The 14,204-nt window shown below is 33.9% G+C and carries 12 protein-coding genes and 1 pseudogene; 9 read left to right on the top strand and 4 right to left on the bottom strand.

The genetic code is table 11. The annotated features are described in order from the left end of the window. Positions 1-118: 118 nt before the first annotated feature. Both P5P87_RS05675 and P5P87_RS05670 read left to right on the top strand, forming a co-directional pair. The gene (locus P5P87_RS05675) at positions 119-862 is read left to right on the top strand and encodes an SDR family oxidoreductase (RefSeq protein WP_278021866.1); all 744 of its coding nucleotides are present in this window, start codon (positions 119-121) and stop codon (positions 860-862) included. A 277-nt stretch (positions 863-1,139) separates the two neighbouring features. After that, entirely contained in the window at positions 1,140-1,991 is an 852-nt protein-coding gene (locus tag P5P87_RS05670; protein ID WP_278021865.1) for a hypothetical protein, read from the top strand. A 681-nt stretch (positions 1,992-2,672) separates the two neighbouring features. Here P5P87_RS05670 and P5P87_RS05665 read toward each other — a convergent pair. From P5P87_RS05665 to P5P87_RS05650, 4 genes and pseudogenes are all read right to left on the bottom strand, one after another. After that, positions 2,673-3,014 (bottom strand): S24 family peptidase, encoded by a 342-nt coding sequence (locus P5P87_RS05665; protein WP_278021864.1) that lies wholly within the window; start codon positions 3,012-3,014, stop codon positions 2,673-2,675. Then, positions 2,983-4,863 carry a DUF2075 domain-containing protein gene (locus P5P87_RS05660; protein WP_278021863.1) on the bottom strand — a complete coding sequence of 627 codons (1,881 nt, stop codon included), beginning with the start codon at positions 4,861-4,863 and terminating at the stop codon, positions 2,983-2,985. The genes P5P87_RS05665 and P5P87_RS05660 overlap by 32 nt, the downstream gene beginning before the upstream one ends. Beyond that, positions 4,860-5,231, bottom strand: coding sequence for a nucleotide pyrophosphohydrolase (locus tag P5P87_RS05655; protein ID WP_278021862.1), 372 nt, complete (start codon positions 5,229-5,231; stop codon positions 4,860-4,862). Before P5P87_RS05655 ends, P5P87_RS05660 begins: the two co-directional genes overlap by 4 nt. 300 nt (positions 5,232-5,531) lie before the next feature. Then, positions 5,532-5,766 (bottom strand): annotated as a pseudogene (locus P5P87_RS05650) (hypothetical protein). Positions 5,767-6,311: 545 nt separating this feature from the next. Between P5P87_RS05650 and P5P87_RS05645 the strand changes: the two are divergent. The 7 genes from P5P87_RS05645 to P5P87_RS05615 all read left to right on the top strand — a co-directional run bounded on the left by P5P87_RS05645 (position 6,312) and on the right by P5P87_RS05615 (position 13,891). Further along, the gene (locus tag P5P87_RS05645; RefSeq protein WP_278021861.1) at positions 6,312-8,846 is read left to right on the top strand and encodes a dermokine domain-containing protein; all 2,535 of its coding nucleotides are present in this window, start codon (positions 6,312-6,314) and stop codon (positions 8,844-8,846) included. Between the two features lie 172 nt (positions 8,847-9,018). Continuing rightward, positions 9,019-9,396, top strand: a complete 378-nt coding sequence (locus P5P87_RS05640; protein WP_278021860.1) for a hypothetical protein — start codon at positions 9,019-9,021, stop codon at positions 9,394-9,396. Positions 9,397-9,499: 103 nt separating this feature from the next. Next, positions 9,500-10,276, top strand: coding sequence for a retropepsin-like aspartic protease (locus P5P87_RS05635; RefSeq protein ID WP_278021859.1), 777 nt, complete (start codon positions 9,500-9,502; stop codon positions 10,274-10,276). Between the two features lie 455 nt (positions 10,277-10,731). Continuing rightward, positions 10,732-11,142: a cupin domain-containing protein gene (locus tag P5P87_RS05630; protein ID WP_278021858.1), complete on the top strand. Its 411-nt coding sequence runs from the start codon at positions 10,732-10,734 to the stop codon at positions 11,140-11,142. Positions 11,143-11,539: 397 nt separating this feature from the next. Then, complete coding sequence (locus P5P87_RS05625) at positions 11,540-12,526, top strand: alpha/beta fold hydrolase (RefSeq protein ID WP_278021857.1); 987 nt, start codon at positions 11,540-11,542, stop codon at positions 12,524-12,526. Between the two features lie 255 nt (positions 12,527-12,781). Then, a complete protein-coding gene (locus tag P5P87_RS05620; RefSeq protein ID WP_340696656.1) occupies positions 12,782-13,054 on the top strand; it encodes an Ohr family peroxiredoxin in 273 nt (90 codons plus the stop codon). Positions 13,055-13,156: 102 nt separating this feature from the next. Then, positions 13,157-13,891, top strand: a complete 735-nt coding sequence (locus tag P5P87_RS05615; RefSeq protein ID WP_278021856.1) for a DUF1223 domain-containing protein — start codon at positions 13,157-13,159, stop codon at positions 13,889-13,891. Positions 13,892-14,204: the final 313 nt, after the last annotated feature.

Raw genomic sequence — 14,204 nt, 5'->3', positions numbered from 1 at the left:
TTATTTTTCAATACTATTTTAATGTTAAAATGTACTTCTGGTATACTCTGTGATACTGGTTACAAAGTGATACCGTTTTGAGTTTACCTTTGTCTCATTAATTTTAAACACATCTAAAATGGACAATTTAAAAAATAAAGTAGCAGTCATAACAGGTGGAAATAGTGGGATAGGATATGCTACAGCGCAATTATTAAAAGATCAGGGGGCAGAAGTAATTATTACAGGAAGAAGAAAAGAGGCGATAGAAACGGCAGCTTTAGAACTAGGCGTTACAGCCATTACAGCAGACCAATCGAATATTTCTGATATTGAAAAACTAGCTACTCAGGTAAAAGCCGATTTCGGTTCGGTTGATATTTTGTTCATCAATGCAGGAATCGCGGGTTTAGGAACAATTGAACAAACTACAGAAGAATTGTACGACAATATTATGAATGTAAATCTAAAAGGTGCTTTTTTCACTTTAAGCAAATTTATTCCGATTTTGAAAGATGGCGCTTCGGTGGTATTTCTTTCTTCGAATACTGCGAGTATGCCAGGTCCAGGATCTTCGGTTTATTCGGCGAGCAAAACGGCTTTGAATTCGTTTATGAGATCGGCTGCTTTAGAATTAGCGCCAAGAAAGATTCGTGTCAATTCGGTTAGCCCAGGACCAACTCAAACCGAAGTCATGAACAAAATAGGTCTAGACGAAACCACCGTAAAAGGCATTATGGATGTCGTAGTAGAAAAAGTCCCGCTAAAACAAATGGGAAGGGCAGAAGATGTGGCTAAAATGGTTTCGCATTTGAGTAGTGAGGCTGCGGTGTTTATGACTGGTGCTGATGTTATTATGGATGGTGGGATGAGTTTGGGGTGAATTATTGTTGTTTGATTTAAAATGAAAAATGAGCTTGCAGAAAATGTAGGTTCATTTTCTATTTTAATTGATTTTAATATTTTGAAATTAAAAATACCTTAAAAAAGACTAATGCTGAAAAAAGATAAAAACACGTATAACTACTTGTTAACTTATTTGTTTTTATTTTATAAAATTGCTATTGCATTATAATTTAATGCATTACGGATTTCCATAAATTAAATTTACGGGGAAAAATAATCTTTGTTTTAAATAGTAACAGTAAAAATTTAAGGTTATGAAAATATACTTTACAGATTTTTTTAATGTTGAAGTAGAAACATTAGAAAACTATGGTGCATTTAATATTTCTTTAATAAATGATTTGCCTCTTTTTATTGATCCATTTTTGTTATTTGGAAATAAGAAAAAGGAATATCAAAATTTGCATGATGATATAATTAAGTATTTAACTTTTTTAAAAGGAAAAGCAGAAACGGGAAGAAATAGAAAGCATCAAGTGCAATCATGGTATTTATTTCCTGAGGTTAAACAAAATTGGTTTGGGTATAGTAAAGTTGGCAATAAAGGAAGTGGATTAGGTAAAAAATTTGGTGATGCTTTTTCTTCATCTATACATATTGTTTTTGATGATTTAGGTAAAGAAGTGGTAAATCAGACTTCTCACCTTGAAAAAGCGGGATTGTTTGAAATAGGAGTTGGAAAAGATAATATTAGTGATTTTACAACAAATTTAATTAAACAATTTTTGTTAGAATACACTGAAAAATTTTCATTGGAAAATATTGAAACTAAATTTTTACGTAAAGTTTATGTTGAAAAAGTGTTTTTTGATTATAAGTTTGAAAGATGGATGCCTAAAGAATATACTTTACCATATATTTATGGAGATTATGTTATGCTAACGCCACGAGATTTACTAACAAAAGATGATAACTGGATAAATAGTAAAGACTTACGAGGAAATTTTACAGGAATACTTACAGGGATACCAAATGAACAATTGAGACACGAAGTTTTTAATTATTATTTTCAAGTTTTACCTAAAGTTGAAGAGAATAAAAAAATTCTCAAAAAGAAATTTCGACAGCGATTCATAAAACAATCAAGCAATTTCCTGAAATTATAAAATATTATATTAAAATTAAGGAAGAGAATAAAGAAGGAGCTAAAAGTATTTCAGAATCAAAGGTAGAAGAAGTAGAAACCTTATTTATAAGTCAAGTTCAAAATTTTGTAGAATTATTATCAAATACGAAGTTTTATAAAATTCCAGCAAAAAGCTCTTATGCTGAAGCTTTAGATAGGATAGTATATTTAAAAAAAGTTATTGAAGACAATGATGGTTATAGACTTTTTTATATCGGTGGAGTTCCAATTAAAAGAGAAGAAGATTTACAAATTATTTATAGACTCACATGGTTTGCTTCTGATTTTGATGTTAATAGAGAAACTAATAATGGTCGTGGTCCTGTTGACTACGCTGTTTCAAAAGGATCAAAGGATAAAACCCTTATTGAGTTTAAATTAGCTTCTAATTCTAAGTTAAAACAGAATCTTGAAAACCAAGTGGAAGTTTACGAGAAAGCTAACAATACAAATAAATCAATAAAAGTTATATTATATTTTGATATAATAGAGTACAATAAAGTTGTAGCAATATTGAAAGAATTGAAACTAAATAAATCGCCAAATATTATTTTAATAGATGCTGGTAGAAAAGTATCTGCATCCAATGTTAAATGATGGCTTTATTTCACAAATTGCTTTTGCTTAGATACTGAAACTAGTCTATAAAGTTGCATTTCATTTACAGAATACATTCAAAGATTCCGATAACTTTTAAGTTTACTAATTCATCATTACTTAAGTGGATGTCTTTATAGTTAGGATGATAAGAAAGAGGTTTTAAAATAATTTCTTGATGACTCCATTGATTATTTTCAATATTTTTTTTACTGTGATATTCTTTTACAGTATAGCCAGCACCAAAATCAGCATCTTGAATGTTTGCACTTTCTACTAATACTATTTTCCCATTTCGTGAACCACCATAATCCCTTTTAAATAAACAATATGAATGGTTTGGAATTTTTTTATTCATAGATTCGCCTTCAATTTTACATACAAAATAACCTTCCTTTGCAAGCAATTTTAAAAGGCAATTCAACCCATTCGAAATCTGAATGTATTTGTAAATCACTGAAACTACCTGCGGCAGCGGTAACATCAACTAAAGGAACAGAATTAACATATGGTTTCACTTCTGAAAAAGGTAGTATTCTAAAAGGAATTTTATATTTAAAAGTTTCAATGTTGTTTTTTAAATAATTACGTAGATTTTCATTACAAGCATAAACAAAGGTTCCTTTAATTCCTCTATACATTATCGTTTTATAAATATTGATAATGTAAACCTTTAAATCTTCTAAATTATTTATTCCATTTTTACCATATTTATCGAAATACATTTTGGCATCAACAACTATTTCTCTTGTATCTGTATCATAATCTATCTCTCTTCCAAAGATAATTCCTGTATAATTCAAGTCATACCCTTGAACAGTATGTATAGAGCCAACTTCCTGAAAAGCATTTTGTGAGTTTACCCAATCTTTTTCAGTTTGATTCCATTGAAATTGTAAGCCATCTATTTCAATATCTATAGCATTTTTATCAATTTTTGATTGCCATGGCCATGCGTATCCGGCTACCAATCTACATAAACCATGACTTTCCTCTTTTATTTTGAGTTCATTATACAAATCATTTAATGAATCGAAATGTATTAATTCATAATTTTCAATTTGAAAGAATTCTGTTTCTTTCCTTTTGTTATGAAGTAATTCGTCAACGAAAGAAATATAATTATTTCCTCCCTTAACTCTCATTTGTGAAGTCAATGTAAGATTTAGAGTTTTTTCATCGTTCAAAAGCTTAGTAAAATGATTTTCATCAATATCAGAAGGTTTTACAGATTGAGCAGAATCGTAAAAGAAAACTTGATTTTTACTGTTATTTAATATCCAGTCTAATTCATTTCCTGAATCATCTAATCCTAATTTTAGATTATTTTTTTTAAAAGCCCCCATCCAACCAATATTCTTGTATTGCCTCAATCGATGTGCCTCATCTACAATTAACAAATCATATTTTTCATTTAGATTAAATGTCTCCGAAGGATTAATAATCATCGACGGTTTTAAGCCAGGGACTTTTCTAAAAACATTTTTTAATGACTCTCTTAAAGAAGTCATTGCAATTACTAAACCGATTTTGGCGTTCGGGTATTTTGATTGAAAAGATCTTATATAGCTTATTTCTCTTAATTCATCATCGTTATATTCTTCGAAATCTTCTGAAACATCAGAATGCAAAAGTTTTATTAGATACGTGGCAAGAATAGTTTTACCAGTTCCTGCGCTGCCTTTAATAAAAATTCTATTGGTCTCTTTTAAACATAGACCATTTAAAATTTCTAAAACAGAATTGTATTGATCTTCATTTAATGATTTGTATGGTGAATATTTAAAAAGTTCAGAATTTTCAATTTCACTAAGAGATTTACTAACAATTTTCTTTTCAATAAGTTTATTCCATATTTCTTTGAAAAGATCTTTGTATAAATCTTTCTGGTAGTAATTGTGATTAATTAATCCGTAATTTCCATTTTGAAGTTGATAAGTACCTTCAGAAGTAATATATTGTATCAAATTTGATTCAATATCTAAAGTTGCAGATTTATTGAATTTATCACTTCCAATGATCGAAATTTTATTTAGAACATTAGATTTTTTTGAATTACTAAGATGATTTTGAATTCTATTGTATGCATTGGTTGATTCACCTACATAAGCAATACGTAATGTTTGATTTTGAATGAAATAGACTAGCGGCCATTGGTTTTTTACCCATGGATTTTGGCTTATTTTTGATAAAGAATTTTTATTAAAATCATATTGCTCAGAAATTTCAATGGACAGTTCAAATGATAAATTCATAGTTCATTATATTTCTTTGCTGTTCCTTTAGCTTTATCAACAGGATATTTTTGAGCATTCTTTTCTATCTTCTCTGAAACAATATCAAAGACATCCAAATTGTGTTTTTCAGCAAGCAAAAAAGTATATGAAAGTATATCGGCTATTTCTTCTTTTAAGCGATCTTTATTTATGTTTTCTACTTCGTTATCTTTTTTCCATAAAAAAAGTTCATTTAATTCAGTCGCTTCAAGTGAAATAGCTAAAGCTAAATTTTTTGAGTCATGAAATTGTTCCCAGTCTCTGTCATTTCTAAATTGAATTAATTCTTTAATGATTTTATTGTACTTATCCATAACTATTTTTATTATGTGTAATTCTTTTTGCAAAGTATCTGGAACATCACTTTACAAAATTCTATATTTTAAATATTTATAAAAGTAGAATATTATAAAAGTAAGAGTCCTAATTAGAAAACGATTAATATTTTGGAAGGTTCTTCAATTGCTAAAGTATCATTTTTTTAATAAAAAACTGTAATAATTCTTTAATCTACTTTGATAAATATTAAAAAAAATAAACTCCAACAATATGTATTTACAAAAGTTTTTTTAAAACCAAGGAAAAAACAAAACCCTCAATCTTTCTACAAGACCAAGGGTTTTAATTTTTCAAAAAAGAATAAACCTTTACTCCAAATCCAGATAAGGATCTAAAATTTCGGCTAGTTCATTGAGCCAATAGAAGCTGTCTCCAAGTTTGGCAGCTGTTTAACTGAATGTTTTCTTGATCGTTTAGAACGCCCAATGCGAGGGTTAAATTTACCTGTCTTATGGCTCTCGCCATATCGAGTGGGTCAATTCTGTCGTTGAAGAAATTCATTAGACCGATTTCGGCTTCTTTTGAAAGGGTTTTGGTACTCATAACTTTACTTTAAGGAAATATAAAACCCACGTGGCTTAGGTGTCCTACGCTGTAAAGTGAGCGTTGCGGTTGTTTCCAATACCGCCACCATACCACATGGGCAAACTTTTTTTCTGAGATCATAACTTTACTTTTAGGACTGCAAATATATCAAAAAAGAAGTTGGTTTAATACTGTAAAAAGTAATACAATTCTTAAATAATAATTTCTCCAAAACTTCCTTTTGAAAATGAGTGCCCTAGCCCTGATAGTAGCGGCATCCTTTTGTGGCGGGGTTCGCCACAAAAGATATAGCGGATAGCAGGAAATAGCTCCTAATTAACATCAATGCTTCATTTTAGCTCAATTTATGGGTTCAGATTAAAATCTTGGTTCTAGAAAAGAAAGATCATTTAGGTACTTATTTGGTTTCAAATTATAATGTGAAACAAAGTAAACGGCTGATTTTTAGTTTTATTTATGCGGTGAATTTAATTTTATAGGAAAGAATTTTATACGACGATCGAGAAAATAAATTTTCAATGAATAATCTAACTTTTAAATTTATGAGAAATGCTTTTCTAATATTTGGAGTTTGTTTGAGTGCAATTTTGTTCTCCTGCAAAAAAGATAAAAATACGGAGCAGTCAAGTTCTGAAACTGGAAAGTCTGAAACTGCCGACTCGACATTAATTGCAGATCGTGGCTGGCCTCGCGAAGCCGAAAATAACGGAACAAAACTGGTTTATTATCAGCCTCAGGTAGACGACTGGAAAGATTTTAAAGAAATTACTGCTCGAGTGGCTTTTTCGCTGACTCCAAAAGACGGAAAACAGGTTCTGGGTGTGGCTTCTTTGAAAGCGGAAACTTTGGTGGACAAAGACAACCGAAGCGCTTTTATAAAAAATCTTCAGGTAACCGATGTGCGTTTTCCTGCTCTTGACAAAAAGAAAGTTCCTGAAATGGAAAAGCTGTTTAAAGAAACGTTGCCTCAGAGCGGAGATCCTATTTCGGTAGATCGTATTTTGGCAGATTTAAGTCATACCAAAAGTCCGCCAAAGGGAATTGTGGCTAAAAACGATCCTCCTGCGATTTTTTACAGCACAAATCCGTCGATTTTGCTTATTGTGCAAGGCGAACCGGTTTTGGTGCCTGTAGAAAAAACGGATATTCAATATGTGGTAAATACCAATTGGGATTTGTTTTTTGATAAAACCACAAAAGATTATTATTTACTGGTGGAAAACATCTGGCTGACTTCGAAAAATGTCGCGGGCAAATGGACCAAAACAACCCAATTGCCTTCGGGTTTAAGTAATCTGCCTTCGGGTCAGAATTTTGATGATGTTAAGAAAATGATTCCGCCTCCGTCTTCTGGTGCAGCTCCTGAAGTTTTCTACAGCAATAAACCTGCAGAATTGATTGCGATAAACGGAAGTCCGAAATTCGTTAAAATTCCAGGAACGAAATTGTTATACATTGATAACACCGAAAATGATGTTTTTGCCGACGAAAACAAAGGACAGTATTATGTATTATTGTCTGGAAGATGGTTTAAGTCTAAAGAATTAACTGGACCGTGGAGTTATGCCAGTAATAGCCTTCCAGCTGATTTTGCTAAAATTCCGAAAGATTCTCCGCGTGCCAATGTATTGTCGTCTGTGCCTGGAACTCAGGAAGCCAATGATGCCGTGATGTTATCGCAAGTTCCGACAACGGCTATTTTAAAGAAATCGGATGCTGAGGCAAAAGTAAAAGTATCGTATGATGGCGGAACGCCTCAATTTAAACCTATTGATGGAACGAAAATGCAATATGCAAGCAATACGCAGGAGAAGATTATAAAAGTAGGCGATTTGTATTATTTGTGTTTTCAGGCGGTTTGGTTTATGTCGACTAGTCCAAACGGACCTTGGAAAACCTGCGATTCTGTTCCGCAAGAAATTTATACAATTCCGCCAAGTTCGCCAGTGTATAATGTTACGTATGTAACGCAAACCACAACCGATACAACGGTAGAAAGTAGCGCAACAGCGGGTTATTTGGGTGCTTTTATTATTGGTGCAACATTTGGCGCTATATTGACGTATGGTACGGGATGGTATTATCCGCCTTATATGTATTACGGCGGACTGTATCCTATTTATCGTCCGTGGCCTTATGCGTATGGAGGTGGAGCGGTTTACAATCCGTGGACAGGAGGTTATGCCGCAGGAAGACGCGTTTACGGACCTTATGGTGCAGCTGGAACTTCGGCTTGGTATAATCCTGCAACAGGAAGATACGGTCGTTCTGCAAGTGTGCAAGGTTGGTATGGCGGGCGTACAGCTGCAAGCACATATAATCCGTGGACGGGAAATTATGCGAGAACCAATCAAGGACATAATGCGTATGCGCAATGGGGACATTCGGCTGCGACAAACGGCAATCAGTGGGCGCAGACAGGACATATCACTACACGACGCGGAACGGCGATTGGTTATGAAACTTCGGGAGGAAATAAAGGTGTAATTACACACAGAAGAGGCGGAGGAACTACGATTCATACCAATAATAATCTCTATGCTGGTCACGATGGACATGTTTATAAAAGAGATGCCAACGGAAACTGGAGCCATTATAATAACGGAAACGGTGGCTGGACGCAAGCGGGAACTTTGGGTTCATCTAAAAAAGCGGGTGAAGGGATTCAGAATAGAGCTAATCAAGGACTTGGTGCAAATGGAGCGGGAGAAAGGATTCAACGTGATAGACCTAATGAAGGACTTGGGGCAAATGGTGCAGGCGAAAGAATTCAGCGCGATAATTTGCCAAAAGCGGGTCAAAATCTAGGAGGCGAAACCCGAATGGGAGACGGTATTCAGAAAGATAATTTCCCTAAAGCAAATCAAACACTCGGACAGCCAAATAAACCGCTTGGAGAACCTGGACGTCCTGACATTACAAACGATCTTGATCGTTCGGCTATGTCAAGAGATCGCGGTGAAATGCAAACTAGAAATTTCCAAAACATCCAAAGAGGCGGCGGCGGTTTTAATGGAGGCGGCTTCGGCGGCGGTGGTTTCAGAGGCGGCGGAGGCGGCTTTAGAGGAAGAAGATAAAAGTGAAGGTTAATTTTAATTCAGAAAATCAGGACGGCGGTATAATGCTAATCCTGATTTTTTTTTGAAATTTTAATTTTTGAAAACTCAAATTCCAAAACAAATAATCGGAATTTTGAACTTCAATTTTTTTCCGATTTTCCTTATATTTAACATTCAAAAAATCAGATAGATGAATTCTAACAAACTTTTATTGGGGCTTTTATTTGCGGTACAAATAGTATTAGGGCAGACGAAATCAGATTCTATTTTAAAACAGCTGAGTAAACAGCATCAGTTTGCTAAAATGGATAGTCTTAACAGCAAGGAAAAGGGTAAAGATTATTATTTCTATAAAGGATTATATGCCAATGTGTGCAATAAACCAAAGCTGTCAAATCAGTATTTGGACAGTCTGAAAAATAACGAACTTATAAATAGTTATGAATTTACAAAGCTAAAAGATGATAATTACATCAAACTCTTTAGTTATAATTCGGCTTATATGGCTTCTAAAATTTTGACGATGAAATTTCAGCAACTGTTTTACCAAAGAAGAACTTCAGGATGAAATAAATACACAGCAAATTTGGAAGACGCTTAGAGGTATTAGGCCACAATCTATAGATAAGTTTACTAAAATTACTGTTGCCACCGTAAAAGACAAAGCGGGTTTGATTACAACAGAGGTTAAAGTAAAAGACACGGTGTCTCATTTTGTTTTTGATACTGGAGCAGGAATTAGCTGTATTACAGAAAGCATAGCTAAAAAAATGGGAGTTAAAATTCTTCCAGACAATAATATTTCGGTGGAGAGTTTTACAGGGCAGAAAAATAAAGTGCGTATTGGTGTCGCGTCGGAGATTAATTTAGGAGAATTGAAAATTCATAATGCGGTGTTTTTAGTATATCCTGATAAGGCTTTTACTTTTGCAGATGGAGCGTATGTGATTAACGGAATTATTGGTTTTCCGATAATAAAAGAGTTAGGAACAATTACTTTTGAAAAAGATAAATTGACGTTTTCTAAAGAATCAGAATCAGGTACAAACGAAAAAAACTTGTTTGTAGACGAACTCAGAGCGATTGTAATGCTGAAGTATAAAAGCAAAATCCTACCATTTAATTTTGACAGTGGCGCAAAAGTAAGTTTGTTTAATAAAGCATTTTACGAAACATTCAAAACCGATCTTGATTCTATAGGCACTTTAGAAACGACAAAATCATCTAGCGCTGGTGCAGAAGTTGTTTCGACTGAAGTTTTGGTTTTAAAAGATCAGCCAATATCACTCGGTAATAAAACAATTCAGCTTCCAAAGATGGAAATTGCCCCAAAGGATTACGGCGTTTATGGCGAAGTAAACTATGGGAATATTGGTCAAGATGTACTCGGCCAATTTGAAAAGGTCGTAATTAGTTTTGATGGTAATTATTTGAAACTAGAGAATTAGAATTAACCATAGAAGAATTATATAAATCAGGATAGTAATAACATACTATACCTGATTTTTTTTTGCTAACTGCTTATTTAACCGCAAAGTTCGCAATCCCGATAGCTATCGGGATACGCAAAGCACGCAAAGCTGTGCGAATTTTTATTATAGCCACAGATTTCACAGATTACCACAGATTAGATAATCCTTATAATCCTAATAATCTGTGGCAAAAAAAAATAAAAACAAAGCTTTGCGTTCTTTGCGTTTTTATAAAATTCCTATAAGCAAAAAAACTTGCGTGCTTTGCGGTTAAACCTCAAACATTTCACATCTTACAAATCACAACTCACACACTGTCCAGTTCACCTTAGAGTTTGTCCGTTTCACCTATTTTCTGATTTCGTAAGAAGGGTTATCTAAATACTTTTGACAAAGAAATTAACGAAAACAAATAATTTAAATCAGAAGTTATGGAAACGAAAAAACAAAAAACATGGGTTATAATCGCAATTATTGTTTTAGGAATTATTGCCTTTTTAGTTCCGAATCAGATTGCGGCACAAGGAGTAAAACGCATCGATTTGCAAAAACATGATCTAAGTACTCTAGGAAAAGAAATGGTTCAGGCACGAATCGATTTTGAAGGACATGCGGCTTTCGGCAAACATTCTCATCCAGGCGAAGAGGTTATTTATGTGGTTGAAGGTTCGCTGGAATATCAGATCGAAGGTGAAGAGCCAGTGACACTAAAAGCAGGAGAAGTGCTTTTTATTCCAGCGGGCGTTGTGCATTCGGCTAAAAATAATACAAATGCTAAAGCATCAGAACTGGCGACTTATATCGTAGAAAAAGGAAAACCCATTTTGACTATGAAAAAATAGTTTCAAGTTGAAATGCGGGTAGTTTTTTAACGCAAAGAGCGCAAAGGATTTTCGCAAAGGAAGCTAAGTTCTGTTTAAGGAGAATGTCAATAGACATTAAGTTCGCAAAGCTTTGTGTGAATCTTGGGCTTTTTAATCTTGCAAAGTAGCGAAGTCGCAAGGTTTTATTTATACAGCTTTGTGAACTTAAAAAAAACTTAGTTTCAACTCAAAAAAATCTTTGTGTTCTCTGCGAATCCTTTGTGCTCTTTGCGTTAAAATTATCCCAAATTAAAGCCTGTCCATTTCACCCTCAACTTTGTCCACTTCACCTTTTTTTACCTTTTAAAACAAGCATTGTCAAAATACCTTTGACAAAGAAATTAACTGATAATCAACTAATCAAATAATAAAAATTATGAAAACACTATCAAATATTTTAATCGCAATTCTTTTTATGAATGCATCTTTCACTCAAGCACAAACTTCAAAACAACAAACAATTGAAGTAAGCAGTTCACTTGGAACATTAAAACAAATCAACGCTGGATTATTAAACGTAGGTTATACCGAAGCAGGTCTATCAAACGGAACTCCAGTAATATTACTTCACGGCTGGCCTTATGATATTCACAGTTACAATGAAGTCGTTCCGATTTTGGTTGCAAAAGGATACCACGTTTTCACACCTTATTTACGCGGATTCGGAACAACGACTTTCCTTTCTAAAGACACTTTCAGAAACGGTCAGCAAGCAGCTTTAGCAAGTGATATTATCGCTTTTATGGATGCCCTTAAAATTGACAAAGCAGTAATTGGTGGTTTCGACTGGGGTGCTAGAACAGCGGTTGTAGTATCGGCACTTTGGCCAGAACGCGTAAAAGGTTTGGTTTCGGTAAGTGGTTATTTGGTTGTGAACTTAGAAGCAAACTTAAAACCGCTTCCTCCAACAGCTGAATTAGGATGGTGGTACCAATATTATTTCGCAACCGAAAGAGGAAGACAAGGTTACACACAAAACACTTACGATTTTAATAAACTAATCTGGAAAATCGCTTCTCCGTTATGGAATTTCGACAAAGCAACTTATGATCAAACCGCTCAATCTTTTGACAATCCAGATCACGTAGCAATTGTGATTCACAATTACAGATGGAGACAATCTCTAGAAGCAGGTGAAGCGAAATACGATAATCTAGAAAAACGCCTTGTCGCAAAACCAGAGATTAAAGTTCCAACCATTACAATAGGAAGTGATTTTGATGGCGCTTTCGCGGATGGAAAAGCGTACGCAAACAAATTCACTGGAAAATACGAACACAGAATTCTAAAAGGAATCGGACACAACGTTCCGCAAGAAGATCCAAAAGCGTTTGCACAAGCGATAATTGACGTATCTAAATAATGGTGAATTGTAAATGGTGAATGGTTAATTATTCTCACTCACTTTAACATTCCACAAAGCAATAACATTAAGCATATAAAAATTTACAATTAATAATTCACAATTAACAATTAATAACATGGACACAAAAGTTTTATACACAGGAAAAACACACACAACAGGCGGTAGAGAAGGAGCTTCTCAAAGTTCAGACGAACAATTGAATATTAAATTAAGCGCGCCGGGATCTTCACGCCCGGAACAAATCCGGAGCAGTTGTTTGCTGCAGGATGGTCGGCTTGTTTTATTGGAGCTTTAGGAATTGCGGCTTCTAAACTTGGGGTTCGACTTCCAGCCGAAACCGCTGTAGACGCCGAAGTAGATTTATGCGTAACGGAAGGAGAATATTCGCTTCAGGCAAGATTAAATATCAGCCTTCCTGGAATTGATATTCAAACTGCAGAAGCTTTGGCGGCACAAGCACATCAGACTTGCCCATATTCTAAAGCAACGAGAGGAAATATAAATGTTGAGATTAATATTCTATAATAGTTTTAAGTTATGAATTATGAGTTATGAGTTGATTCGAAAACTCTACTCTTAACAAACCTGACAGGTTTTTAAAACCTGTCAGGTTTAATAAATTTAATTATGAAAAAGATAAAAATTTTAAGTGGCTTTGTTATGCTGTTTTTTTTAATTGGAAACAGCGTTTTTAGTCAAAATAATTCAAAAGGTTTTGCACTATTAGAATTATACACTTCAGAAGGCTGTTCGAGTTGTCCGCCAGCAGATGAATTGTTGGGAAGAATTCAGAATGAATACCGTGATAAAAACGTTTATGTATTGGCGTATCATGTCGATTATTGGGACAAACAAGGTTGGAAAGATATTTTCAGTAATGCCGATTTTACCAAAAGACAATACGATTATGCTCAATTTTTAGGAAAAGAACCAATCTACACGCCTCAAGTAATCATTAACGGAAAAACTGATTATATCGGTTCTCAGGAAACGAGCCTGCGAAACGGAATTAAATCGGCACTTTCTAAACCAGCTTTAGCAAGTTTAAGTTTAGAGCCAAGTCAAAATGAAAATTTAATTTCTGTAAATTATAATGTCGAAGGCACTTCAAAAAACAGCCGTTTATTGCTTGCAGTTGTTCAGAAAGAAGCTAAAAGTAATGTAAAAAGAGGCGAGAATGCTAATCGAGTTTTATCGCATTATCAAATTGTTCGTAATCTGCAATCTGTAGATTTAAATAAAGCCAAAAAAGGTACAGCGGTGATTCATCTTCCTAAAAATTATAATGCGCAGGATTTCGAAATCATTGGTTTTGTTCAAGATATGAATTCAGGTACTATTTTTGGAGTTAAGAAGGCTTAGATTAATTCTCTCGCAGATTTTGGAGATTATGCAGATAAAAATAAATCTGCTAGATCTGCTAAATCTGCGAGAGAAATTCACCGATTCAAAGAACCAAGTTTTTTACTCCTAGTTTTTCCACACAGTTTGTCATCCCGAGGAACGAGGGATCTCCACAAGAAACTCCGCAAACAAAATCGACAATCTTTGTAGAGCTACTTGCGGGGATTCCTCGTTCCTCGGGATGACAAAAAATGAGAAAATAAAGTTTTACGAGATTAAAGTTTATCTGCACTTATCTCCTAAAATCATTAAAAATCTGCGTGAAATCTTT

Source organism: Flavobacterium ginsengisoli (assembly GCF_029625315.1).
Taxonomy (GTDB): Bacteria; Bacteroidota; Bacteroidia; order Flavobacteriales; family Flavobacteriaceae; genus Flavobacterium; species Flavobacterium ginsengisoli.
Note: the sequence above shows the minus strand (reverse complement) of the source record. Positions and strands in the feature narration are given on the sequence as shown.